Annotated in this window: 22 protein-coding genes; 12 read left to right on the top strand and 10 right to left on the bottom strand. The window is 65.0% G+C overall.

The window, feature by feature from the left end:
* Positions 1-118: 118 nt before the first annotated feature.
* The 3 genes from ABID58_RS32280 to ABID58_RS32290 form a co-directional block, all read right to left on the bottom strand.
* Positions 119-1,096, bottom strand: a complete 978-nt coding sequence (locus ABID58_RS32280) for a peptidyl-alpha-hydroxyglycine alpha-amidating lyase family protein (protein WP_354036932.1) — start codon at positions 1,094-1,096, stop codon at positions 119-121.
* A gap of 14 nt (positions 1,097-1,110) precedes the next feature.
* Positions 1,111-2,904 carry a flavin-containing monooxygenase gene (locus ABID58_RS32285; protein ID WP_354036934.1) on the bottom strand — a complete coding sequence of 598 codons (1,794 nt, stop codon included), beginning with the start codon at positions 2,902-2,904 and terminating at the stop codon, positions 1,111-1,113.
* 242 nt (positions 2,905-3,146) lie between these two features.
* A complete protein-coding gene (locus ABID58_RS32290) occupies positions 3,147-3,794 on the bottom strand; it encodes a DNA-3-methyladenine glycosylase family protein (protein WP_148751672.1) in 648 nt (215 codons plus the stop codon).
* A 147-nt stretch (positions 3,795-3,941) separates the two neighbouring features.
* On the opposite strand from ABID58_RS32290, the gene gluQRS reads away from it, so the two are divergent.
* Both gluQRS and ABID58_RS32300 read left to right on the top strand, forming a co-directional pair.
* Positions 3,942-4,814: a tRNA glutamyl-Q(34) synthetase GluQRS gene (gluQRS, locus tag ABID58_RS32295; RefSeq protein ID WP_148751674.1), complete on the top strand. Its 873-nt coding sequence runs from the start codon at positions 3,942-3,944 to the stop codon at positions 4,812-4,814.
* A 106-nt stretch (positions 4,815-4,920) separates the two neighbouring features.
* Complete coding sequence (locus tag ABID58_RS32300) at positions 4,921-6,195, top strand: ATP-binding protein (protein ID WP_354036936.1); 1,275 nt, start codon at positions 4,921-4,923, stop codon at positions 6,193-6,195.
* On the opposite strand, the gene ABID58_RS32305 is transcribed toward ABID58_RS32300, so the two are convergent.
* A complete protein-coding gene (locus ABID58_RS32305) occupies positions 6,122-7,015 on the bottom strand; it encodes a YihY/virulence factor BrkB family protein (RefSeq protein ID WP_148751816.1) in 894 nt (297 codons plus the stop codon). The two genes, ABID58_RS32300 and ABID58_RS32305, sit on opposite strands and share 74 nt — an antisense overlap.
* A 182-nt stretch (positions 7,016-7,197) precedes the next feature.
* On the opposite strand from ABID58_RS32305, the gene ABID58_RS32310 reads away from it, so the two are divergent.
* The 6 genes from ABID58_RS32310 (at position 7,198) to ABID58_RS32335 (ending at position 11,149) form a co-directional block, all read left to right on the top strand.
* The gene (locus ABID58_RS32310) at positions 7,198-7,392 is read left to right on the top strand and encodes a twin transmembrane helix small protein (RefSeq protein ID WP_148751678.1); all 195 of its coding nucleotides are present in this window, start codon (positions 7,198-7,200) and stop codon (positions 7,390-7,392) included.
* A 1-nt stretch (position 7,393) separates the two neighbouring features.
* Complete coding sequence (locus tag ABID58_RS32315; RefSeq protein ID WP_148751680.1) at positions 7,394-7,966, top strand: cob(I)yrinic acid a,c-diamide adenosyltransferase; 573 nt, start codon at positions 7,394-7,396, stop codon at positions 7,964-7,966.
* Positions 7,967-8,092: 126 nt separating this feature from the next.
* Complete coding sequence (locus ABID58_RS32320; RefSeq protein WP_148751682.1) at positions 8,093-8,842, top strand: electron transfer flavoprotein subunit beta/FixA family protein; 750 nt, start codon at positions 8,093-8,095, stop codon at positions 8,840-8,842.
* On the top strand, positions 8,842-9,792 hold the full coding sequence (locus ABID58_RS32325) for an electron transfer flavoprotein subunit alpha/FixB family protein (RefSeq protein ID WP_354036937.1): 951 nt from the start codon (positions 8,842-8,844) through the stop codon (positions 9,790-9,792). The genes ABID58_RS32320 and ABID58_RS32325 overlap by 1 nt, the downstream gene beginning before the upstream one ends.
* A gap of 209 nt (positions 9,793-10,001) precedes the next feature.
* Positions 10,002-10,883 (top strand): 3-hydroxybutyryl-CoA dehydrogenase, encoded by an 882-nt coding sequence (locus ABID58_RS32330; RefSeq protein WP_148751684.1) that lies wholly within the window; start codon positions 10,002-10,004, stop codon positions 10,881-10,883.
* Positions 10,884-10,954: 71 nt separating this feature from the next.
* Complete coding sequence (locus ABID58_RS32335; RefSeq protein WP_148751685.1) at positions 10,955-11,149, top strand: hypothetical protein; 195 nt, start codon at positions 10,955-10,957, stop codon at positions 11,147-11,149.
* Here the strand turns inward: ABID58_RS32335 and tlpA are convergent.
* The gene (gene tlpA, locus ABID58_RS32340) at positions 11,146-11,811 is read right to left on the bottom strand and encodes a thiol:disulfide interchange protein TlpA (RefSeq protein ID WP_148751686.1); all 666 of its coding nucleotides are present in this window, start codon (positions 11,809-11,811) and stop codon (positions 11,146-11,148) included. The two genes, ABID58_RS32335 and tlpA, sit on opposite strands and share 4 nt — an antisense overlap.
* 101 nt (positions 11,812-11,912) lie before the next feature.
* Here tlpA and argH point away from each other — a divergent pair, with 101 nt between their 5' ends.
* The 3 genes from argH to lysA all read left to right on the top strand — a co-directional run bounded on the left by argH (position 11,913) and on the right by lysA (position 14,983).
* A complete protein-coding gene (gene argH, locus ABID58_RS32345; RefSeq protein ID WP_354036938.1) occupies positions 11,913-13,310 on the top strand; it encodes an argininosuccinate lyase in 1,398 nt (465 codons plus the stop codon).
* Positions 13,311-13,403: 93 nt separating this feature from the next.
* Entirely contained in the window at positions 13,404-13,694 is a 291-nt protein-coding gene (gene lptM / locus ABID58_RS32350; RefSeq protein ID WP_254134669.1) for an LPS translocon maturation chaperone LptM, read from the top strand.
* Between the two features lie 23 nt (positions 13,695-13,717).
* On the top strand, positions 13,718-14,983 hold the full coding sequence (gene lysA / locus ABID58_RS32355; protein WP_148751690.1) for a diaminopimelate decarboxylase: 1,266 nt from the start codon (positions 13,718-13,720) through the stop codon (positions 14,981-14,983).
* A gap of 40 nt (positions 14,984-15,023) precedes the next feature.
* On the opposite strand, the gene ABID58_RS32360 is transcribed toward lysA, so the two are convergent.
* From ABID58_RS32360 to ABID58_RS32370, 3 genes are all read right to left on the bottom strand, one after another.
* Entirely contained in the window at positions 15,024-16,769 is a 1,746-nt protein-coding gene (locus tag ABID58_RS32360) for a tannase/feruloyl esterase family alpha/beta hydrolase (RefSeq protein ID WP_354036940.1), read from the bottom strand.
* 162 nt (positions 16,770-16,931) lie between these two features.
* Positions 16,932-17,840: an NAD(P)-dependent oxidoreductase gene (locus tag ABID58_RS32365; protein WP_354036941.1), complete on the bottom strand. Its 909-nt coding sequence runs from the start codon at positions 17,838-17,840 to the stop codon at positions 16,932-16,934.
* Between the two features lie 135 nt (positions 17,841-17,975).
* Positions 17,976-18,359 (bottom strand): carboxymuconolactone decarboxylase family protein, encoded by a 384-nt coding sequence (locus tag ABID58_RS32370; protein ID WP_008567285.1) that lies wholly within the window; start codon positions 18,357-18,359, stop codon positions 17,976-17,978.
* A gap of 167 nt (positions 18,360-18,526) precedes the next feature.
* On the opposite strand from ABID58_RS32370, the gene ABID58_RS32375 reads away from it, so the two are divergent.
* The gene (locus tag ABID58_RS32375; RefSeq protein ID WP_354036943.1) at positions 18,527-21,217 is read left to right on the top strand and encodes a TIGR02302 family protein; all 2,691 of its coding nucleotides are present in this window, start codon (positions 18,527-18,529) and stop codon (positions 21,215-21,217) included.
* 151 nt (positions 21,218-21,368) lie between these two features.
* Here the strand turns inward: ABID58_RS32375 and ABID58_RS32380 are convergent, their stop codons facing one another.
* Both ABID58_RS32380 and ABID58_RS32385 read right to left on the bottom strand, forming a co-directional pair.
* Complete coding sequence (locus tag ABID58_RS32380; protein WP_354036944.1) at positions 21,369-21,743, bottom strand: response regulator; 375 nt, start codon at positions 21,741-21,743, stop codon at positions 21,369-21,371.
* Positions 21,744-21,792: 49 nt separating this feature from the next.
* Positions 21,793-22,671, bottom strand: a complete 879-nt coding sequence (locus ABID58_RS32385) for an MJ0042-type zinc finger domain-containing protein (protein ID WP_148751698.1) — start codon at positions 22,669-22,671, stop codon at positions 21,793-21,795.
* Positions 22,672-22,798 lie beyond the last annotated feature (127 nt).

The following is a 22,798-nucleotide window of genomic DNA, read 5'->3' on the forward strand; positions in this document are numbered from 1 at the left end:
ACGGGATTGTGAAGCCCGTTGAGCGACTTATTCAGGCGCAAGCAATACGGCGGCGGGGTGGCAGATGCTCAAAAACGCCGCGATTTGGGGAGGCCGTGCCCAGGAGTGATGGGCTGGGCTACTCCTGCACCCGCTCCAGCTTCTGCAAGCACCGCGTCGCGCGGACCGCGGCCGGCATCTCCTCGTCCGGAAAGCTCGTCTTCCAGTCGGTGACGCCGACTTCGCCGACATAGATATCGCCCTTCGAATCCAGCGCGATGCCATGTGGTGCCAGAAACTTTCCGCTGGCGACACCCGGGCCTTGCTCGCCGCCGAGCCGCGCGATGCGCTTTCCCGTGGCGTCCACGATCGACAGCCGCGGGCCGAGATTGGGCACCTTGCGATTGACGGCCATGCCGGGGCCGAGCTCGCCGATGACGAAGGTCGGGCTCTTGCCCCCGCCGCAGCAGCACAGCGCACAGGGGCGGTGCAGATTGTTCCACTGCGTCTCGTATTTGCCCTCGCCGTTGAACACCTGCACGCGATGGTTCTCGCGATCGGCGACATAGACCCAGCCATCGGCATCGGTGGCGATGTTGTGCACGATGTTGAACTGGCCGGGATCCGTGCCCGGCTCGCCCCAGCTTTTGATAAGCTTGCCGTCGGGCGTGTATTTGTGCACGCGGGCATTGCCATAGCCGTCGGAGACGTAGATCTCGCCCTTCGGCGACAGCGCGGTGTGGGTGCATCGATGGAACGGCTCGCCGCTCATGAATGGCGCAGGCTTTGCGGGAATGCCGATCGTCAGCAGCACCTTGCCGTCGGTGGTGCATTTGCGCACGGTGTGGTCGCCGTCATCGGTGCAGTAGAGATTGTCGTCGGCATCGATGTGCAGCCCGTGCGCGCGCGAGAACAGGCCTTCGCCAAAGCTGCGCAGGAAATTGCCCTCGCGGTCGAGCACCACCATCGGATGGGCGCCGCGGTTGAAGACATAGACGCGGTCCTTGCTGTCGACCGCCACCGAGGCGACGTCGGTGAGCTGCCAGCCGTCGGGAAGCTTCGCGAAATTTTCGACGACGCGGTAGCGGTGTTCGCCGGTGCCGAGAATCGCTGGCATGTGTTGTCCCCTCTTCAGTTGCCTCTGTCTTGCTCGTTTGCAGCCGCGGCCCGTCCCAAAATCCCCTCCTCGATCGCCTTGATCTGCAGCGCGAGAAATTTCGAGTTGATCCGGCACTGCGCGAGGCTGCCGGCGATGAACCACAGGCCGGGCTGCCCGGTGCGCGCATACATGTTGCGCAGCTCGAAACCATCGCCAAAGCCCCAGACCGGGCCGATACGGTCGGCGACGCCGTCGCCGAACAGCTTTCGCACGAGGTATTCCTGCGGCTTGTAGCCGGTCGAGAGCACGATGAGATCGGCTGCGATGGTCGTGCCATCCTTCAGCTGCGCGCCATCGGCCGTGAAGCCGTCGATGTCCTCGAATTGCTTCAGCTCGATCGCGCCTTCGACGATCAGGTTGGAGCAGCCGACGTTGAAATAATAGCCGCCGCCGCGGGTGAGGTATTTGAACTGCCAGCCGGTGCCGGCCTCGCCGAAGTCGAGCTTGAAGTCGACGCGGCGCAGTCCGTCGAGCAGCTCCTTGTCGAGTTCCTTCGACTGTTCCGTCAGCACCACATGGGTCTTCTTCGCCAGCGGCGTCGGCATCGATGTCGCGATCAGATCGTTGTCCTCGAGCGTGCCCTCATTGTAGATCGCATAGGCCAGCTGTGCCGACGGCTCGATATTGGTGACCAGCGTCGGCGAACGCTGCACCAGCGTCACCTTGGCGCCACTGGAATGAAGATCCTGCGCGATGTCGTGACCGCTGTTGCCGGTGCCGATGACGATGGCGCGCTTGCCGTGCCAGTTCTCGCCGTCCTCGTAGCGGCTGGAATGCAGCAGCGTGCCCTTGAAACGATCGAGAGTCGGAATATCAGGAACGTTAGCGATGCCGCTGACTCCGGTTGCCATGATCACATGACGCGGATGCATGGTGCGCTTGCTGCCGTCGGTGCGGCGCAGCGTCACCGTCCAGCGTCCCTTGGCCTCGTCATAGGCGCCGCCTTCGAATTCGGTGCCGGTCCAGAAGTTCAGCTCCATCGCGTCGACGTAAGCTTCGAACCAGTTCGCGAGCTTGTCCTTGGGGATGTAGGTCGGCCAGCTCGGCGGGAACGGCATGTAGGGCAGGTGATTGACCTGCACCTCGTTGTGCAGGGTGAGCGCGTGATAGCGCTTGCGCCAATTATCGCCGACCCGCGTCTCGCGATCGACGATCAGCGTGTCGATCTGCAACTGCTTCAGCCGCGCCGCGATCGCGAGCCCGGCCTGGCCGCCGCCAACCACCAGTACGGCGGGATCACGATCGGAATAGTCGCGCGAGGCCTTGCGCAAGTCGAGCCAGTTCGGCCCGCGGAAATTGCGCGAATAGGCCTGGCCGCGCGGTCGCGACGTGCCGAGCTGTTCCTCAAAACCTTTGAGCTCGTCGAGCGCGGTAAGTAGCGTCCACGCCGTCAAACGATCGCCGTCGGCGGCATCGGGCACGAGCCGCAAGATGCCGCTGCCGCGCCCCTGCGCGGTCTCGAAATTGAAGATCGCCTCGATATTGTTTGTGCCGGCACGTGTCACCCAGCGCGGCGCTGCGCGGTTCGTGGCGATCCTGAGATTGCTCGGCGCCGCATTGGGTGCGAGGCCGGTCAATGCTCGAGCGACGTTATCGCGTCCGGCGATGGTTTGTAGATTCCAGCTTAGTGCCAGCACATCGCGCCAGAAACATTCGGCGACGAACAGGCGGTCGAGAGCAGCGCGATCGGATCGAGCAAGCGTGCGCTCGAATTCGTCCAGCCAGGCTTGCGCGGAGACGGAAATATCCTTCGTCTTGTCCAGCATACGCGACCTCGTGCCGTCTTCGCGGCGTTTCCTCTGGCGTTTCCTCTGAGGTCGGACGCTATACTGGTTCAGTCGATGTCGAAAGCGCGTTACCCGAGCAGCGAGAGCATGTGGCTCTGCTCGGGCGGAATGCGCCTCATGTTGTTGGCGGCGAAATCCCGGCTTGTGTCTGTGCCGGCATCTCGTTGACCACGCACGCGTCGTTGCAACTGCAACATAGCTTTAAACGCTGTTCGGCGGCCTCACGCCGAAAGCACGCCCTCGCGCTTTTTCACCGCGCGGTAATAGCTCCACCACAGATGCGCGGCAGCACCACGGAACGGACGCCAGGGCTCGGCGAGCGGCGCCATCTGCTTTTCCGTCGGCCGTGCCTGAAGGCCGAGGCCAATCTTGATGCCCTCCTGCACGGCGAGGTCGCCGGCCGGCCAGGCATCGCCATGGCCGAGGCAAAACAGGAGATAGACGTCCGCCGTCCAGGGCCCGATGCCGGGCAGCGAGATCAGCGTGTGATGCGCGGCATCCGCATCTTCTTCGGCGAGCACGTCGAGATTCACCCGCTCCGCGATGATCTCGCGCGCGAGATGTTTCAGTGTCTTGATCTTGGCGGCCGACAGGCCGAGCCGCCCCAGCCGGTCGGTGCGGGCACGGCGCACGGCCTCGTGGTCGAACGGATCGAAGGCGGCGGACAGGCGTCCCCAGATCGCCGCGGCGCTCGCGGTCGAGAGCTGCTGTCCACAGACGATATGGGCAAGTCCCGCAAACCCCGGCTCGCGCCGCCGTAACGCCGGCATGCCCGCGATCTCGAGCACCGGCTTCAGACGCGGATCGCGCTTGACCAGCGTATGGACGGCCTCTTCGAGATCGGACTGGGCTTCGAGGTGGATGGTCATTGTTGCCTAACTCGTGATGCGCGGGCTTGACCCGTGCATCCATCTCATATCGTAACAGGGTCTTGGAAGATGGATGGCCGGGTTATGGGCGAGCGGAAGCGATGCCGTCCTTAACGGCTATGCACGGCCATGACGAGATCTTTGCATATGCCGCCACCCGTTTTCCGATTTGCCCCCAGCCCGAACGGCCTCTTGCATCTCGGCCACGCCTATTCGGCGCTGCTCAATTTCGATCGCGCGCAGCAAACCGGCGGGCGGCTGCTGCTGCGGATCGAGGACATCGACGCGACGCGCTGCCGGCCGGAGTTCGAGACGGCGATTGATGAGGACCTCGCCTGGCTGGGGATCACCTGGGAGACGCCGGTGCGGCGGCAGTCGGAGCATCTCGCCGATTATCGCGCTGCGTTGGAAAAACTCGCCGCGCTCGGCCTCGTCTATCCCGCCTTCGAAAGCCGCGCCGAGATCGCCAGGCTCGTGGCTGCGCGCGAGGCCCATGGACCATGGCCGCGCGATCCCGACGGTGCACCGCTCTATCCCGGTGACGCGAAATCGCTGGCGGCCGGCGAGAGGTCGCATTTGATCGATACCGGCGCGGCTTACGCGTTGCGGCTCGACATGGCGGCCGCCTGCCGGCGCGTTGCCGGCCTGACCTGGAATGAGTTGGGTGAGGGCCCCGATGGCGAGCGCGGCACGGTCGCCGCACTGCCCGAGGCGTGGGGCGACGTGATCCTGGCCCGCAAGGAGACGCCGACCAGCTACCATCTGTCCGTCGTGGTCGACGACGCGCTCCAGGGTGTGAGCGAGATCGTGCGCGGCCAGGACCTGTTCCACGCCACCTCGGTCCACCGCCTGCTCCAGGCTCTGCTCGGCCTGCCTGAGCCCGCCTACCGCCACCACCCCCTGATTCGCGACGCCCACGGGCGGAAGCTGTCGAAATCGGACCGCTCGACCGGTCTGCGGGAGTTACGCGCTGCGGGCATCTCGCCCGCCGGTATCCGCACGTTCGTGGGATTAGGCTAAGTTTCTCTGGGGGTTAGCAAAACGCTGCCGTGACTCCAGGGGTTCCGCCGTGCCATGCTTAGCCGATAGCCAGGGGTTCGAAGGGGATATACTTCGAAGGGGATTTATGGCGGCGAAAACGCGCACTACGCGGGCGTCCAGGCGACCGCCGCGGAAGCGACCCGCGGCGGCCGGTAAGGTACGCAAGCGCGGCGCCAAGCCGGCCGCACCGGACATGGTCCAGGTGGCGCTAGCCGCCTTTGCCCACGAGGTCCGCACCCCCCTGACCGGGATTCTGGCGATCAGCGACCTGCTCTCGACCTCCGATCTCGGCGAGCGGGAACGGCGCTGGGCCGATACCATCAAGGCCGGTGCCGAGCATCTGGCGAACCTTGCCACGCTATTCGTCGATGCCGCCAAGACCGGCAAGGGCGCGGGCGGCAGCACGCTGCGGCAGGATTTGTTCGATCTGCGGGCGCTCGCCCGCAGCACCGGCGATTCGCTCGCCGGCCGCGCCGCCGCCAAGGGTCTTCAGGCCGAGGTCGATATCTCCGACAAGCTTGCGGGCCTCGTGGTCGGCGATCCCGTCCGCCTCCGCGCCGCGCTCGAGAATCTGATCGACAATGCCGTGAAGTTCACTGACCAGGGCGGCGTGGCGATATCGGCGACGCCCTGGCGCCCCGCCAAGGGCGGCGGAAGAGGCAAGACCAAGGACAAGGTGAAAGGCAAGCGCAAAGTCGGCGTCGCCTTTGCGGTGTCGGACAGCGGCATCGGCCTGACCATGGCCGAGATCAAGCGGCTGTTCCGCCCGTTCACCCAGGCCAATGTCACCATCGCGTCGCGCTTCGGCGGCGCCGGGCTCGGTCTGTCCTCGGTGAAGCAGCTGGCGCGCGCGATGGGCGGCGACATCACGGTCGCGCCACGGCGCGGCGGTGGTGCCACCTTCACGCTGACGGTGTCGCTGGATGCGGCGGGTCCCGCGAAGTCCCGCAAATCGGGCGGTGAGGAGCCGAATGCGCTGGCGGCGTTGCGCGTGCTCAGCGTGGAGGACAATCCGTTCGGCCGCGTCGTGCTCAACACAATTTTGACCGAGCTCGGTCATCATGCCGAGTTCATCGGCCGCGGCGAGGACGCGGTGAACCGGCTCGCGCAGGGCGGTTTCGATGCGGTGCTGATGGATATGGTGTTGCCGGGCATCGACGGCGTTGAGGCGATCCGCCGGATCCGCACGATGCAGGCGCCGCTGGCTCAGATCCCGATCATAGGCGTGTCCGGTCGCGGCGAGGACGAGGCGGCGTCGCGCGAGGCCGGCGCCAACGCCTTCCTGGTCAAGCCTGTGTCCCCGCGGGCTTTAGCGACTGCGCTGCTTGAAGCGAGACGCCGTGAGGAAGCCGCGACTTGATGATCGCGGCGTTGAGCTCGCCGCCAAAGACGAAGATCGCGGCGATGAAATACAGAAACACCAGCGCGATGATCACCGAGGCGAGCCCCGCATACATCGTGACGTAATTGTTGGCGAAGCGCGCCAGGTACTGGCCGAACACGACGCCCGAGATCAGCGACGCCACGATGGTGAAGACGATGCCGGGCAGGATCTGGAGGAAGCCGCGCCGTCCGGCCGGCAGCCAGGTATGCAGGATGATCAGCGCCACCACCAGCGCGCTGATGGTGATGCCGTAGCGCAGCCAGGTCAGGATGCTTTCGTTGGATTCGACGAACAGTGGAATGTGGCGCCGCGCTGCCTCGATGAAGAGCGGGCCGAGCACGATCAGGAATGCCATGGCAAGCGCGGTGATGGCCGCGACCAGCGTGTAGCCGATCGATTCCAGCCGCAGCCAGTACCAGCGCCGCATCTCCACCACCGCATAAGCGCGGTTCAGCGCAACGCGAAGCGCCTCGACGCCGTTCGAGGCGAAATAAACCGACAGCACCGCGCCGATCGTCAGCACGCCGGTGCGGGTGGTGGTCAGCACGTCGTGGATCTCGCCGGAGAGCGCATCCGCCACTTGCGTGGGCCACACCTGAAGCATCAGACCAGCCGCCTGGTCGGCGAGCTCCTTGGAGCCGAAGAAGCCGGCCAGCGACGTCAGCACGATCAGGAACGGGAACAGCGCCATCAGCGTCGACAGCGCGATGTGGCTCGCGATCGCCCAGCCGTCGTCGGCCAGGAAGGTATAAAACGCGTCCATCGCGACGACGTAGATGTAGCGGATCGCTCTCAAGATCATTGGGCTAACATCTGATATAATTGGCCTAAAAGCCAGATCGCGAAAACGCTACCTGTTTCCCCCGTTGTCATTCCGGGGCGATGCGTAGGACCGCGCGGAGCGCAAGCCCGAGCATCGAGCCCGGAATGACGGCGTGCGCCATAGCGGACCGGCGCACACGGTGTTATCTAGCCCTGATGGCATCTCTCCTAAGTACTTTCATCCTGCCGGTGGCAGCCGGCGCCGTGGCGATTGTGCTGCTGCTCGGTCTCGTCAACATGATGCGCGGCGGCTCGCCCAACACCTCGCAGAAGCTGATGCGCTTGCGCGTACTGCTTCAGTTCGTGGCGATCGTGGTTGCCATGCTCGCCGTCTGGGCCATGGGGCGCTAACATGGTCGTGCTCAACCGCATCTACACCAAGACTGGTGACGACGGAACGACAGCGCTCGGAACCGGCGAGCGCCGTCCGAAATATGATTTGCGCATCGCGGCCTATGGCACGGTCGACGAGACCAATGCCGCGATCGGCGTTGTTCGCCTGTACACAAAGGATGCGCCTGAGCTTGATGCGATGCTCGGCCGGATCCAGAACGATCTATTCGACCTTGGCGCTGACCTCGCGGTGCCCGAGCGGGAAGGCAAAGCGGAACGGTTGCGCGTGGTGGCGAGCCAGGTCGAGCGGCTCGAGCACGATATCGACGCGCTCAACGACAAGCTCGCACCGCTCACGTCTTTCGTGCTGCCGGGCGGCACGCCGGCCGCCGCCTACCTTCATGTCGCCCGCACGATTTGCCGTAGGGCGGAACGTATGATGGTGGAACTGGCGGCCCGGCCCGGAGAGCCGGTCGGTGCAGCTGGCATCCAGTATATGAACCGCCTGTCGGACTTCCTGTTCGTGGCCAGCCGTGCGGCCAACCATAATGGCGCCGGCGACGTGCTCTGGATTCCGGGCCAGAACCGCTGACCCATTGAGCAGCGCATTTCCAAGGTCTAAAATTTGGCCCTGTCGCGCGTTGACCGGGCCGGATCAGGCCTTTAGGTTCCGCGCCAGTTGAATAGCCCCCCTCCCAAATTGAGTGAAAGAGGATCGATGAAGGTCTTAGTGCCGGTAAAGCGGGTGGTCGATTACAACGTCAAGGTCCGCGTCAAGAGCGATGGATCGGGCGTTGAACTCGCCAACGTCAAGATGTCGATGAATCCCTTCGATGAAATCGCGGTCGAGGAAGCGCTGCGCCTGAAGGAAGCCGGCAAGGCTACCGAGGTCGTGGTGGTCTCCATCGGACCGGCGCAGGCATCGGAGACGATCCGCACTGGGCTCGCCATGGGTGCCGACCGCGGCATCCTGGTGAAGGCCGACGGCACCGTCGAACCGCTCGCCGTCGCCAAGATCCTGAAGAAGGTCGCGGAAGAAGAGCAGCCCGGCCTGATCATTCTCGGCAAGCAGGCGATCGACGACGACAGCAATCAGACCGGCCAGATGCTGGCCGCGCTGCTCGGCTGGTCGCAGGCGACCTTCGCCTCGAAGCTCGAAGTTGAAGGAAGCGACTTCAAGGTCACGCGTGAAGTCGACGGCGGTCTGCAGACCGTGAAGCTGAAGGGGCCGGCGATCGTCACCACCGATCTTCGTCTTAACGAGCCGCGCTATGCCTCACTGCCCAACATCATGAAGGCCAAGAAGAAGCCGATCGCGGACAAGACCGTCGCCGATTACGGCGTCGACATCACCGCGCGCCTCGAAGTTCTGAAAACGGCTGAGCCCGCGGGCCGCAAGGCCGGCGTCAAGGTGAAGGACGTCGCCGAGCTGGTGTCGAAGCTCAAGAACGAAGCCGGGGTGCTCTGATGACGACGTTGCTGATTGCCGAACACGAACAGGAAGTCCTCAAGGACTCCACCAACAAGGCGCTGACCGCGGCGTCCCAGCTCGGCGGCGACGTCCATGTGCTGGTCGCCGGTGGCGGGCAGGGCACCAAGGCTGCGGCCGAGGCTGCCTCGAAGCTCACGGGCGTTGCCAAGGTGCTGGTCGCCGAAGGCGAGCCCTACGCGCACGATCTGGCCGAGCCGCTGGCCGCCCTGATCGTCTCGCTGGCGCCCTCCTATGACGCGATCGTCGCGCCCGCGACCTCGCGCTTCAAGAACGTGATGCCGCGCGTCGCAGCTCTGCTCGATGTCATGCAGGTCTCGGAGATCACCAAGGTGGTCGCGCCCGATACCTATGAGCGTCCGATCTATGCCGGCAACGCCATCCAGACGGTGAAGTCGAAGGACGCCAAGAAGGTCATCACGGTCCGTACCTCGACCTTCGCGGCGGCAGCTGCCGGCGGCAGCGCGCCGGTCGAGAGCGTTCAGGCTGCGGCCGATCCGGGCCTGTCGTCCTTTGTCGGCGAGGAAGTCGCCAAGAGCGACCGTCCTGAGCTGACCTCGGCCAAGATCATCGTCTCCGGTGGCCGCGCCATGCAGAGCCGCGAGAACTTCGCCAAGTACATCGAGCCGCTCGCCGACAAGCTCGGCGCCGGTGTCGGTGCCTCGCGCGCGGCGGTCGACGCCGGCTATGCGCCGAACGACTGGCAGGTCGGCCAGACCGGCAAGGTCGTGGCCCCCGAGCTCTATGTCGCGGTGGGTATTTCCGGCGCGATCCAGCATCTGGCCGGCATGAAGGACTCCAAGGTGATCGTCGCGATCAACAAGGACGAGGACGCGCCGATCTTCCAGGTCGCCGACTACGGCCTGGTCGCCGACCTCTACCAGGCGGTTCCGGAGCTGACGGCCGAACTCGGCAAACTCGGCAAGTAAAACGCGTTAAAAACACCGGCCGGAGGCATAAACTCCGGCCGGTGTTGCTTTTTCGAGGCGTTTTCTTTGGCGTGGGGCACGCCTTCGAAGCGATCCAATCTAGGTTTCGAGCCAGGATTCTGATCTAATCGAGCTTCTGATAAATCAGACTTCCCCGGCTCAGGGGATAGGCAGGGCGCGATCTGCGCGCCGTTCCGGTGGATGACATTATGGCGGCAGTAATCAAGAAGGTCGGCGTGATCGGCGCGGGTCAGATGGGCAATGGCATCGCGCATGTCGCGGCCTTGGCCGGCTTCGACGTGGTGCTCAACGACATCTCGGCCGACCGCCTCAAGTCGGGCATGGCGACGATCAACGGCAATCTGGCCCGCCAGGTCTCCAAGAAGGGCGTGACCGAGGACGACAAGGCCAAGGCGATGGCGCGCATCAAGCTCGCCGAGAAGCTCGACGACCTCGCCGACTGCGATCTCGTGATCGAGACCGCGGTTGAGAAGGAAGAGGTCAAGCGCAAGATCTTCCACGAGCTCTGCGCGGTGTTGAAGCCGGAGGCGATCGTCGCCTCCGATACGTCCTCGATCTCGATTACGCGGCTCGCCGCCGCCACCGACCGGCCCGAGCGCTTCATCGGCATTCACTTCATGAATCCGGTGCCGCTGATGGAGCTGGTGGAGCTGATCCGCGGCATCGCCACCGACGATTCGACCTTCGAGGCGTCCAAGGAATTCGTCGCCAAGCTCGGCAAGCAGGTCGCGGTCTCCGAGGATTTTCCGGCCTTCATCGTCAACCGCATCCTGCTGCCGATGATCAACGAGGCGATCTACACGCTGTACGAAGGTGTCGGCAACGTCGAGGCGATCGACGCGGCGATGAAGCTCGGCGCCCACCATCCGATGGGCCCGCTCGAGCTCGCCGATTTCATCGGTCTCGATACCTGCCTCTCGATCATGCAGGTGCTGCATGAGGGCCTGGCCGACTCCAAGTACCGCCCGTGCCCGCTGCTGGTGAAATACGTCGAGGCCGGCTGGCTCGGCCGCAAGACGCAGCGCGGCTTCTACGACTACCGCGGTGCCAAGCCGGTTCCGACGCGCTGATCCATCTTGTGACAATTCATGTCGCGTTAACCGCTCGCCCCTAGGCTGCCGCCGGTACGAGGATTTGCGTAATGGACACGATGGCGATGGTCAGCACCATGCTGGCCTCTCAGCAAGGCGCGCTGCAGTCGAACATCTCGGCAACGCTGATGAAGCAGAACGCGGATGCGGAGAAATCCGCCGTCCTGACGCTGCTGGGCGCTGGTCAGCCCTCGCTCGCCAATGTCGGCGCAGGCGTTGGCGGCAACCTCAATATCACAGCTTAAAGCGACGCAGCGGTCGGCCCCAGCGCGGCCCGGATCAGCCTGAGCGCGTCGTCGCTCGCCCATTCGGCCGGTCCCGCAATCGTCGCGATTTCGCAGCCCTGCGGGTCGACGAGCACCGAGGTCGGCATGCCCAGGGCTCGGCCTATCGACTTAAGATCCTGAAAAACCTTAGCTTTCTGATCGGTAAAGTAGCCAAGCCGAGTCAGGCTGGCGTCTTTCAGGAAATTCTTCGGCTTCTCGGGATCGCGGGTGTCGATATTGATCGCGATCACCTCGAAATTCGGGCCGGAAAGCTTGGCCTGGAGCTGGTCCAGCGCCGGCATCTCTTTCCGACACGGCACGCACCAGGTCGCCCAGAGGTTGACCAGCAGCGTCTTGCCTCGGAAATCGGACAGCTTCTTCGGCCTGCCATCGGCATCCTCGAAGGCCAGGTCCGGCAGCTTCAGGGGGGCGCTCGCCATGGTCAGTGCCGCCACCTCGCCATGGGCGAGCGGGGCGATCTTTTGGGCGGTGGCCACCGCAGCCCGGCAGGCCGGATCGCCTGATGGCGCCCGGCTCAGGCCCAGCCCGTACAGCGCGGCGAAGCCGGCCAGCCCGCCGACCACCACGGTGGCGATGACGATGGGGATCCGGCGCGTGGCGGAGGGCTTCTGGTCGAGCATATCGTTTGTCATCCGGTCGCAGATATGGCTATCAGGGGCCTCTTAATACGGCTGGCCTCCGCCAGCAAACGTGCGGCAAAGCAAGGCGTGAGCAGGGGATCATGAGCAACAAGATGTGGGGCGGCCGGTTCTCGGAACGTCCCGATGAGATCATGGAAGAGATCAACGTCTCCATCGACGTCGATCGTCACCTCTTCGCCCAGGACATTGCCGCGTCCAAGGCCCACGCCGCGATGCTTGCCAGCCAAGGCATCATCACGGCCTCTGATGCGAAAAATATCGGCAAGGGTCTAGACACGATTTTGTCAGAGATCGGGAAGGGCGGCTTCGAGTTCAAGCGCGCGCTCGAGGATATTCATATGAATGTCGAGAGCCGCCTGTCGGAGCTGATCGGGCCGGCCGCCGGCCGCCTGCACACCGCGCGCTCGCGCAACGACCAGGTCGCGACCGACTTCCGTCTCTATGTCCGCGAGATCGTCGACGAGACCGATGCCGCGCTCGCCGCGTTCCAGCAGGCGCTGGTGGAGCGCGCGCTGGAGCATGCGGGAACGGTGATGCCCGGCTTCACGCATCTGCAGACCGCGCAGCCCGTGACGTTCGGTCACCATCTGCTCGCCTATGTCGAGATGGCTGCGCGCGATCGCGGCCGTTTCCAGGATGCGCGCAAGCGGCTCAATGAATCCCCGCTCGGCGCGGCCGCGCTCGCCGGCACCTCGTTCCCGATCGACCGTCATGCCACCGCCAAGGCGCTGGCCTTCGACCGTCCGATGGCGAACTCGCTTGATGCGGTCTCCGACCGCGACTTCGTGCTGGAGACGCTGTCGGCGGCCTCGATCTGCGCCGTGCACATGTCGCGCTTCGCCGAGGAGATCGTGATCTGGACCTCGCCGCTGGTTGGCCTCATCCGCCTCAGCGACAAGTTCACCACCGGATCCTCGATCATGCCGCAGAAGCGCAATCCTGATGCGGCCGAGCTGGTGCGCGCCAAGACCGGCCGCGTCATCGGTGCGCTCAACGGTCTCCTGATCGTGATGAAGGGCCTGCCGCTCGCCTATCAAAAGGACATGCAGGAGGACAAGCAGGGCGCGATGGAGGGCTTTGCCGCGCTGTCGCTGGCGATCCGCGCCATGACCGGCATGGTCCGCGACCTCATTCCGGACGAGGCAAAAATGAAGGCCGCCGCAGGCGAGGGCTATGCCACTGCGACCGATCTCGCCGACTGGCTGGTGCGGACGCTGAAGATGCCGTTCCGCGAGGCCCATCACGTCACCGGCCGCATTGTCGCCAAGGCCGCCGAGGGCGGCGTGGCGCTGCACGAGCTGCCGCTGAAGGAGATGCAGGCGATCGAGCCCAGGATCACCAAGGACGTGCTCGGCGTGCTCTCGGTCGAATCGTCGGTGAAGAGCCGCACCAGCTTCGGCGGCACTGCGCCGAAGAACGTGACGTCGCAGGCCAAGGCATGGGCGAAGCGGCTGGAAAAAGAGCGAAAATTGGGCTGAAGGCAAAATTTCGCTTATGTTTCATGGTCATCCGGCTCTCGCCAGAGCGCGCCAATCTCTGTATGGTGCGCCCCGCGTAGTGGGGATTTCGTCGTGACGTCAAAGTTTCGCCCGGCCGGCTCGGGGTGGGCCATCATTGTCTTGAGCCTGAGCGCGCTTGCGCTCGCCGGCTGTGGCCGGAAGGGCCCGCTCGATCTGCCGCCGACCGCCTCCAACGCGTCCACGGCCAATATCGCCGCGCCGACCGACACCGAGACCGAAGCCCAGAAAACGCCGAGCGTGTTCAATCCGACCTATGGCGCGGATGCCCCCCCGGCGGCGACCAAGGGCAAGAAGAAACCGTTTATCCTCGACCCGCTCCTGGACGAAAAACCCAGCCGATAGGCTGGGGCAACCGAGCCATCGCCATGAACCATTTCGACTACCGCAACGGCGTGCTGCACGCCGAGGCGGTGAACCTGTCCGAGCTGGCCGCAACCGTCGGCACGCCGTTCTATTGCTATTCGACCGCCACGCTTGAGCGGCACTATCGCGTCTTCGCCGATGCCTTTGCCGGCGAGAAGGTGCTGGTCTGCTATGCCATGAAGGCGAACTCCAACCAGTCGGTGCTGCGCACGCTGGCGAAGCTTGGTGCCGGCGCTGACGTCGTCTCCGGCGGCGAGCTGAAGCGCGCGCTGGCCGCCGGTATCCCTGCCAGCAAGATCCTGTTCTCCGGCGTCGGCAAGACCGAAGACGAGCTGCGCGCCGCGCTCGCCGCCGACATCCTCTGTCTCAACGTCGAATCCGAGCCCGAGCTCGAATTGCTCTCGCGGCTTGCGACCGAGACGGGCAAGACCGCGCGGATCTCCATCCGCGTCAATCCGGACGTCGATGCCGGCACGCATGCCAAGATCTCCACCGGCAAGTCCGAGAACAAGTTCGGCATCCCGATCGCGCATGCTCGCGAGGTCTACGCGCGGGCCGCGAAGCTGCCGGGCATCCAGGTGACCGGCACCGACGTGCATATCGGCAGCCAGATCACCGACCTGTCCAAGATGGAGACCGCGTTCCGCATCCTGTCCGAATTCGTGCAGACGCTGCGTTCCGACGGCCACAACATCAGCCACGTCGATTTCGGCGGCGGGCTCGGCATTCCCTATTACATGGACCGCGAGGCGCCGCCGGCGCCGGATGCCTATGCCGCGATGGTCAGGCGCGTCAGCCACAATCTCGGCTGCACCCTGATGTTCGAGCCGGGCCGCATGATCGTCGGCAATGCCGGCATCCTCGTCGCCAAGGTGATCTATGTGAAGCACGGCGACGGCAAGAACTTCGTCATCATCGACGCCGCGATGAACGACCTCATCCGCCCGACGCTGTACGAGGCGCATCACGACATCCTGCCGGTGACGCAGCCGGCAAAGGGCGCGGCGACCGTCGTGGCCGACGTCGTCGGCCCCGTCTGCGAGACCGGCGACTACCTCGCTCTCGACCGCACGCTGCCGACGCCGAAGGTGGGCGATCTCATCGCCATCATGACCGCGGGCGCCTACGGCGCCGTGCAGGCCGGCACCTACAACACGCGACCGCTGGTGCCTGAGGTGCTGGTGAAGGGTGATCAATACGCGGTCGTGCGCCCGCGCATCGAGGTCGAGCAGCTGATCGCGATGGATACGCCGGCGCCGTGGCTGTGAGGACGCCGGCGAGCATGCGCTCGCCGGCGCCGCGTGTTTGTCACGGCCCGTATTTCGGAGCCGGCTTCTGGTTGAAATCGTTCTCGTCGGTGACGCAGGTGAAGCTCGCTGCGTTGTTGGTGTCGCCACTGCCGTTGTATTTCGCGACCTTGGGGAAGACGCAGAGCGGCCGGGTCATCTGAACCGCGGGCGGCGTATCGGCCACGAACTTCGTGGCGAGGATCGTCTCCGGCGCGACGCCGGCCTCGACCCATTTGACCAGCGGTGTGAGCGCATCGAACGTGTTGGGACCGGGGCCGCCGGAACAGTGGTACAGCCCGGGCACCATGAACAGACGCGCGTAACTCTGGGTCCGTCGCAGCGCCGGATTGCCGTTGCCGTGATCGAAGAAGCCGACCGGCTGGAGGCCTTGCTGGAATCCCGGGCCTTCATTCCCCACCAGGGCCAGGAAATAGTTGATGCTGCTCTGGGACGGAATCAGCGGGTCGGCCCAGCCGTGGTACATCAGCAGCTTGCCGCCGTGTCCCCTGAATTCGCCGAGATCGGTGCTGGTCGCGTTCAGCACCGTGGCGAGCTGGTCGTCGACCTTGTCGATGTCGCGGTGGAAATCGAAATTGGCAAAATTGGTCGGGCTTGCCGGATAGCCGAAGCTCGGGCCGAACACCCAGTAGAACAGGCCGTCGAAGGCCGGCTCGGGCAGTCGTTCCTGAAACGCCAGGCCGAGGGCGAGGATGTCGTCGGTCTCGTTGCCGCGCTCGGAGCCCGGATTGACGAGCTGTCCGTTCACCGGGTCGATCGTGCCGGCGTAATAGCGCTGCATGGTCGTGACCTGGTCGGGGGTCAGGCAGGCCGGCGGTGCGTTGCCGCCGGTGCAGAGCAGGACCTTCGGATCGAAATGGCAGTCGCGCGGATCGGTCAGGAACTGATCGGTTTTGGCGCCGCCGTCCTGGCCGACGCATTGCTTCAGCACAGCCTGGTTGATCAGCGTCATCTGGCCGGGCTGGATGAACCGGCCGGGGCTCGCATGCGTGTTCTGCCAGCCATAGAGTCCCGCTATGTGCAAATGGGTGCGGTTGAATGCGGCGGCGCCGGCGAGAATGCCGTCATAGTCGTTGGGGAAGCGCTGCGCCTCCATCAGGGCGTTCTGGCCGCCGGTGGAGCAACCGGCGAAATAGGCCCGTTGCGATCGATGGCCGTAAAACGCGCTGACGATCTCCTTGCCCCGCTCGGTCATCAGATGGATCGCGCGGTAGCCGAAATCCTTGATCCGCTCGGGATGCCCGAACAGGCCGGTCGACGGCGCCGTCGGATCGCCGAACTCGATCGCGAGCGGATTTCCCATGTTGCCGGCCGAGCCGCAGAACAGCGGATTGCATCCCGATGATCCGGTGCCGAGGTCGCTGTTGGTCGCGGCAAAGCCGCCCTGGATGCCGATGCCGAGCTCGTTGTAGGTGATCACGCCCTGGAAGCCGCCGCCGCCGGTGCCGAGGAACCTGCCGTTCCACGTGGTCTCGGGCAGCCAGACCTCGATCTTGATGCTGGAATCCGAGCTCGGGATCACGGTTGCGGTAATGCGGCAGAAGGCGGGAAGGCCGGTGATCGGGCTCGCGCCAGGCGGCACGAAGGTGCCGGTCGTGTTGTCGTCCGCCGAATTGATCACCGTGTGCTGCAGTTGCAAGGATCGAAGATTGGTGCACGCCGTCGCCATGGCGGGCGACGTACCGAGTGCGACACAGCCAAACAGGGCCGTGGTCGCACCGACAAGTAAGTGTCGATGACGCTTCATTCCGTCCTCCCTGATTTTTTTGCAGTCGTGTAGGGCCCGCAGGATACCCCACAACGAATACAACTCAAGGATGAAGCGCCGCCTCGCGAAGCAGCCTGCAGCTTCGCGCCTCGGTTGTGAGGATCAGGGCACGATGGCGTCTCGACAACTCGGGCTGCGCGGTTATCTCCCCGCCAATCCGCCGGTCTTGCCGCCGACCACCACACCTGCCTTCTTCTCGATCGGCTTGATCGCTGCGGTGAAATCGGACTCGGCGCCTTCGGCGCTGATCACCGTCTCCCACAGCCGCCCGACGGCATCCGCGACCTCCATCGACAGGCCGAGCTGCTTCATCTCCTCCAGCGCCAGCCGCACGTCCTTCACCATCAGCCCCGTGGCGAAGCCGAAGTCGAAGGTCCGCGGCAGCACCGAGCGCGGAAACTTGTCGCGGCTCGCCGTGTTCATGCCCGAACCTGAATTGATGACGTCGATCATCACGGCGGGATCGAGCCCGGCCTTGACGCCCATCACCACGGCTTCCGACGTCGCCACGATCGCGGTGGCCGAGAGGAAATTGTTGGCGAGCTTCATGGTCTGTGCAGCGCCCGGCTTCTCGCCGATGAAGAACACCTTTCCGATCACGTCGAGCGCGGGCTTCAACAGCTCGAACTCCGCCTTCGGCCCCGACACCATCACCGCCAGCGTGCCCTTCTCGGCGCCGCCGACGCCGCCGGACACCGGGCAGTCGATCTGCACGATGTTGCGCTTGGCGAGCAGGCCGTGAATCTTCGCCGCCATCGCCGAGCCGACTGTGGAGAGATCAATGAAACGTTTGGCGCGGCTGCCCTCGATCACGCCGTTCGCGCCCGTTGCGACCTCCAGCGAGGCCTGCAGCGACGGCAGGCTCGCCATCACAGTCTCGACCTTGTCGGCAACATCCTTCGGCGATGCCGCAGCGGTCGCGCCGCGCGCGACAAGCTTGTCAACGACCTCCTTGCGGGTGTCGAACACGACGAGCTTGTGTCCTGCCTCGACCAGCCGCCGCGCCATCGGGAAACCCATGTTTCCAAGGCCGATGAATCCGATATCCATGGTGTTATTTCCTTCCCGTCGTCATTGCGAGGAGCGAAGCGACGAAGCAATCCAGACTGTTGCCGCAGAGGCTTTCTGGATTGCTTCGCTTCGCTCGCAATGACGGAGCAATACGTTGAATGCTGTTTGTCGGCCTCACGCCTTTCCGTCGATCTCCGCAAACACCTCGCGCGCGATCCTGAAGCTGTCGACGGCGGCCGGCATGCCGCCATAGATCGCGACCTGCATCAGGATCTCGCGGATCTCGTCGCGGGTGACGCCGTTGGTGAGCGCGCCCTTCAGATGCGCACGGAATTCATGCTGGCGGTTGAGGATCGCGATCATCGCGATGTTGAGCATGCTGCGGGTCTTGCGCGGCAGCTCCTCGCGGCCCCACACCGTGCCCCAGCAATATTCGTTGAGCATCTCCTGGAACGGACGGTTGAAGTCGTCGACGTTCTTCAGCGCGTTGTTGACATAGGCCTCGCCCAGTACCGCTTTGCGGACTTCCAGGCCCTTGTCGTGCATCTTCTTGTCCATGACGTTTCCTTGTTTTCCTTGGATGGCGGCGCGGAAACTACGGGGTTGAGCCGGAGCAGTCACGTCCTCGTGTTATGCGGGAAAAGGGGGATGTCCCGTACAGGAACGGATGCCTCAGTGCTGCCGTTGTGGTACGCTTCACTCCACCGGGTAACCTGGAGAGTTGATTGAACGGCGTCACCCCCGAGCCGTCAGACCCGATCCGCGATGGCGACGCTCTGTCGCGGTTGAAGCTGGCGCAGGCCCTCAAGCGGTCCACTTATGCCATCGCGTGGGAACGTGCCTGGCCCGGGCTGGCGCGTATTCTCACCGTCGTCGGCCTATTCCTGGTGGTGTCCTGGGCCGGCCTCTGGCTGGCACTGCCCCTGGTCACCCGTGCCATCGGTCTCGTCATTTTCGCAGGCCTTGCGGCTGCCGCCCTGTTCCCCCTGATTCGGTTTCGCTGGCCGAGCCGCGAGGAGGCGCTCGCCCGGCTCGACCGCGGTTCGGGCATCCGTCATCGCCCGGCCACGACGCTCACCGACACGCTAACCTCGCAGGATCCGATTGCGCAGGCGCTCTGGCAGGCACAGCGCGAGCGCACGCTGGCCTCGCTCAAGCGCATCCGCGCCGGTTTGCCGCACCCGCACCTCGCCATCCATGACCCCTGGGCGCTGCGTGCGCTGGTTATGGTGATGCTGGTCGCGACCTTCTTCGCCGCTGGCGACGAGCGCGGATTGCGGCTCGGCGCTGCCTTCGACTGGAACGGCGTGCTGACGCCGACCAATGTCCGTGTCGACGCCTGGGTCACGCCGCCGCTCTACACCGGCAAGCCGCCCGTGATTCTGTCGGCCGCCAACAAGGAAGCGGCCGCGCTTCCGGCCTCCGGCCCGCTCAGTGTTCCCGCCGGCTCGACGCTGATCGTGCGCTCCTCCGGCGGCAGCCTGGATGTCGTGGTGTCCGGCGGCCTCAAGGAAGTCGCGCCGGCTGAGGCCACGCCCAAGGGCACCAACGAGAAGCATTTCACCATCACCGGCGACGGCACTGCGCATGTCCGCGCCCCCTCGGGCCAGCCGCAATGGGCTTTTGCGGCAACGCCGGACCGCCCGCCGACCATTGCGCTGGCCAAGGATCCGGAGCGCCAGGCGCGCGGCGCGCTCCAGCTCGTCTACAAGATCGAGGACGATTACGGCGTCACCGGCGCCGAGGCGCAAGTCGCTTCGCGTTCCGCCGATGCGGGCAAGGACGGCGATGGCAAGACTGATAACAAGACTGATAACAAGACTGATAACAAGACTGATAACAAGACTGATAACAAGACTGATAACAAGACCGCGGCGCGGCCGCTGTTCCAGCCGCCGAAATTTCCGCTGGTGCTGCCGAATGCGCGCACCCGTAACGGCGTCGGTCAGACGGTGAAGGATCTCAGCGAGGATCCTTATGCCGGCGCCGATGTCACGCTGACGCTCACCGCCAAGGACGAGGCCGGTAACGAGGCGAAGAGCGAGCCGTTCAACATGCGCCTGCCCGAGCGGCTGTTCACCAAGCCACTCGCACGCGCGCTGATCGAGCAGCGCCGCATCCTCGCGCTCGACGCCAACAAGAATTCCGACGTCTACACCGCGCTCGACGCGCTGATGATCGCGCCCGAGCTGTTCACGCAGGAGGCCGGACAATATCTCGGCCTGTACAGTGTCGCGCACCAGCTCGAGGCCGCGCGCACGGATGATTCATTGCGCGAGGTGGTGGCGAGCCTGTGGGCGCTCGCGGTGACGATCGAGGACGGCAACATCTCCGACGTCGAGAAGGCGTTGCGCGCGGCGCAGGACGCGCTGAAGCAGGCGCTGGAGCGCGGCGCCAGCGACGAGGAGATCAAGAAGCTCACGCAGGATCTGCGGGCGGCGCTCGACAATTTCATGCGCCAGCTCGCCGAGCAGTTCCGCAACAACAAGGATGCCCAGCAGCTCGCGCGTCCGCTTGATCCCAACACCAAGATCCTGCGCCAGCAGGACCTCCAGAACATGATCGACCGCATGGAGCGCCTGTCGCGCTCCGGCGACAAGGACGCGGCCAAGCAGCTGCTCGATCAGCTCCAGCAGATGCTGGAAGGCCTGCAGATGGCGCAGCCGGGGCAGTCCGGCGAGAGCGACATGGAGCAGGCGCTCAACGAGCTCGGCGACATGATCCGCAAGCAGCAGCAATTGCGCGACAAGACCTACAAGCAGGGTCAGGACTCCCGGCGCGATCGCATGCGCGGCAAGCAGCAACAGGGCGACCAGTCGATGTCGGACCTGCAGCAGGACCAGCAGGCGCTGCGCGACCGCTTGAAGAAGCTCCAGGACGAGATGGCCAAGCGCGGCCTCTCGCAGAAGGGCCAGAAAGGCCAGCAGGGACAGAAGGGCCAGCAGGGACAGCAAGGCGACCAGGGCCAGCCCGGCCAGGATGGCGATCAGGACGCTGACCAGGGTGATGATGACGGCGGACTCGATTCCGCCGACAACGCCATGGGCGATGCGGGCTCGAAACTCGGCGACGGCAATGCTGACGGCGCGGTGGATTCCCAAGGCAAGGCACTGGATGCGATGCGCAAGGGTGCGCAGAAGATGGCCGAGGCGATGCAGCAGGGCGACGGCGACGGCCAGGGCGACGGTCCCGGCAATCGCACCGGGCGCCAGCAGAGCGGCGGCAACCAGACCGACCCGCTCGGCCGTCCGCTGCACGGCCGCGAGTTCGGCGACGACTACACGGTCAAGATCCCCGGCGAGATCGACGTCCAGCGCGTTCGCCGCATCCTCGAGGAGCTCCGCCGCCGCCTCGGCGACCCCGCGCGTCCGCAGATCGAGCTCGACTATCTCGAGCGGCTGCTGAAGGATTTTTGAGGCGGGGTCGCCACAAGCTCACTGTCATCGCCCGCGAAGGCGGGCGATCCAGTATTCCAGAGACAGCGAAGCGGATGCAGAGAGGCTGCGGCGTACTGGATGCCCCGCCTTCGCGGGGCATGACAGTGGAATATGTGGCCGCCCCCGCCCGCTACCCCTTCTTCGCCGCCAGCGCATCCGCCACCGCCGTGCGGATATCCGCGACCGAGAATGGTTTTGTGACCACGTCATGCACCAGCGCATTGAGGTTCGAGGCACGCTCGCGCTGATCGGCAAAGCCGGTCATCAGCAAAATGGTCAGTTGGGGAAAGTCACGCGCAGCGGAGAGTGCGAGTGCGATGCCGTCCATGACGGGCATCTGGATGTCGCTGAGCAACAGATCGAACGCGCCGTCCTCGCGGGTCAGGATCTCCAGCGCCTCGGCGCCGTCCTGTGCGGTGACGGTCTCGTGGCCGTCCATGGCGATGGCGCGCGCCACCAGCTGGCGCATCGAATCCTCGTCATCGGCGATCAACACTCTTGGCATGACACCAACCTTTGGACCAACCTCCCGTGCGGCACGCGACGGCGCCTGATTACACGCTGCCGCCGGCAATGTCGCGCCGGTTGAAGAAGCGAACGTCGATATTGCGGCCTTCCGGCGGCGGCGAGGCCAGGCGCGAGCGGAAGAAGGCGCGCTCGCCCGGTTGCAGCACGGTCTGCTCCAGCACAGAATTCCAGGCGTAGATCTCGGCGCCTTGCGCGTCGCGCACGGCAAAGCGCAGGCGCGGAATATCGAGCGGCCTCTTGCCCTGGCCCACGATCGCGCCCTCGATCACCAGCACCTGCTTACCGTCCACGGTCTCGGTCGAGAGCTTGACGTCCTTGAAGGCGAGGCCGCGCAGGTTCACCTCAAAGCCGACCATCTTGTAGAAGGCCGCAGTCTGCGGCAGCAGGCGGACCATGTCGCCGCGCCAGATCACCAGCGCCAGCACCAGCGCGCCCATGGCGGCGCAGGCGGTCGGCAGGCCGAAATGGGATTTTCGCCGGGCCACGGCCGGGGCCGGGCGGCTCACCTTTGCCCCGCGGCGGCTGAAAAGGCCGCTGAACCAGGACTGGTGCTGCGCGCCGACGACTTCCTCCTCGGCGGCGCGGGCCGCCGCCGACCACTCGTCCTCGGGCTCGGCGGCGTCCTCTGTCGGCCAGTCGCTGGCGATCGAGGGGCTTTCGACCATCGGGGTTTCGGCGGTTGAATCGTCCTTGGCGTAGGAGTTCCACTGCTCGGCGAGGTCGGACTGGTCGTCAGTCTGGCTGGCTTCGGCCAAGGCCGGCACGGCGGCCTCCCCGACGGCATCCGCGGGATGCGCCATCCACGTCTCCTTGCAGCGGGAGCAGCGGACTGTCCGCCCATTGGCCCCAAGGCTTGCGAGCTTGATCGCGTAGGATGTCGTACAATGGGGGCAGACAATATGCATGGACGGCCTCGACGATGACCTTGTCGCGCGGAGCCGGGCGCCAAGGGACTTCTAAGGAAGGATAGTTCTAAGATGCTGCCTCGGATGCTACAGGGCGACCGTTAACGAACCGGAAACCATAACGGTC

This window comes from Bradyrhizobium sp. S3.2.6 (assembly GCF_040546885.1).
Taxonomy (GTDB): domain Bacteria; phylum Pseudomonadota; class Alphaproteobacteria; order Rhizobiales; family Xanthobacteraceae; genus Bradyrhizobium; species Bradyrhizobium cytisi.

Coding starts and splice junctions, on each gene's coding strand:
- ABID58_RS32280 (WP_354036932.1), bottom strand. CDS start 1,096: ATGCCAGCGATTCTCGGCACCGGCGAACACCGCTACCGCGTCGTCGAA.
- ABID58_RS32285 (WP_354036934.1), bottom strand. CDS start 2,904: ATGCTGGACAAGACGAAGGATATTTCCGTCTCCGCGCAAGCCTGGCTG.
- ABID58_RS32290 (WP_148751672.1), bottom strand. CDS start 3,794: ATGACCATCCACCTCGAAGCCCAGTCCGATCTCGAAGAGGCCGTCCAT.
- gluQRS (WP_148751674.1), top strand. CDS start 3,942: ATGCCGCCACCCGTTTTCCGATTTGCCCCCAGCCCGAACGGCCTCTTG.
- ABID58_RS32300 (WP_354036936.1), top strand. CDS start 4,921: ATGGCGGCGAAAACGCGCACTACGCGGGCGTCCAGGCGACCGCCGCGG.
- ABID58_RS32310 (WP_148751678.1), top strand. CDS start 7,198: ATGGCATCTCTCCTAAGTACTTTCATCCTGCCGGTGGCAGCCGGCGCC.
- ABID58_RS32315 (WP_148751680.1), top strand. CDS start 7,394: ATGGTCGTGCTCAACCGCATCTACACCAAGACTGGTGACGACGGAACG.
- ABID58_RS32320 (WP_148751682.1), top strand. CDS start 8,093: ATGAAGGTCTTAGTGCCGGTAAAGCGGGTGGTCGATTACAACGTCAAG.
- ABID58_RS32325 (WP_354036937.1), top strand. CDS start 8,842: ATGACGACGTTGCTGATTGCCGAACACGAACAGGAAGTCCTCAAGGAC.
- ABID58_RS32330 (WP_148751684.1), top strand. CDS start 10,002: ATGGCGGCAGTAATCAAGAAGGTCGGCGTGATCGGCGCGGGTCAGATG.
- ABID58_RS32335 (WP_148751685.1), top strand. CDS start 10,955: ATGGACACGATGGCGATGGTCAGCACCATGCTGGCCTCTCAGCAAGGC.
- tlpA (WP_148751686.1), bottom strand. CDS start 11,811: ATGCTCGACCAGAAGCCCTCCGCCACGCGCCGGATCCCCATCGTCATC.
- argH (WP_354036938.1), top strand. CDS start 11,913: ATGAGCAACAAGATGTGGGGCGGCCGGTTCTCGGAACGTCCCGATGAG.
- lysA (WP_148751690.1), top strand. CDS start 13,718: ATGAACCATTTCGACTACCGCAACGGCGTGCTGCACGCCGAGGCGGTG.
- ABID58_RS32360 (WP_354036940.1), bottom strand. CDS start 16,769: ATGAAGCGTCATCGACACTTACTTGTCGGTGCGACCACGGCCCTGTTT.
- ABID58_RS32365 (WP_354036941.1), bottom strand. CDS start 17,840: ATGGATATCGGATTCATCGGCCTTGGAAACATGGGTTTCCCGATGGCG.
- ABID58_RS32370 (WP_008567285.1), bottom strand. CDS start 18,359: ATGGACAAGAAGATGCACGACAAGGGCCTGGAAGTCCGCAAAGCGGTA.
- ABID58_RS32380 (WP_354036944.1), bottom strand. CDS start 21,743: ATGCCAAGAGTGTTGATCGCCGATGACGAGGATTCGATGCGCCAGCTG.
- ABID58_RS32385 (WP_148751698.1), bottom strand. CDS start 22,671: ATGCATATTGTCTGCCCCCATTGTACGACATCCTACGCGATCAAGCTC.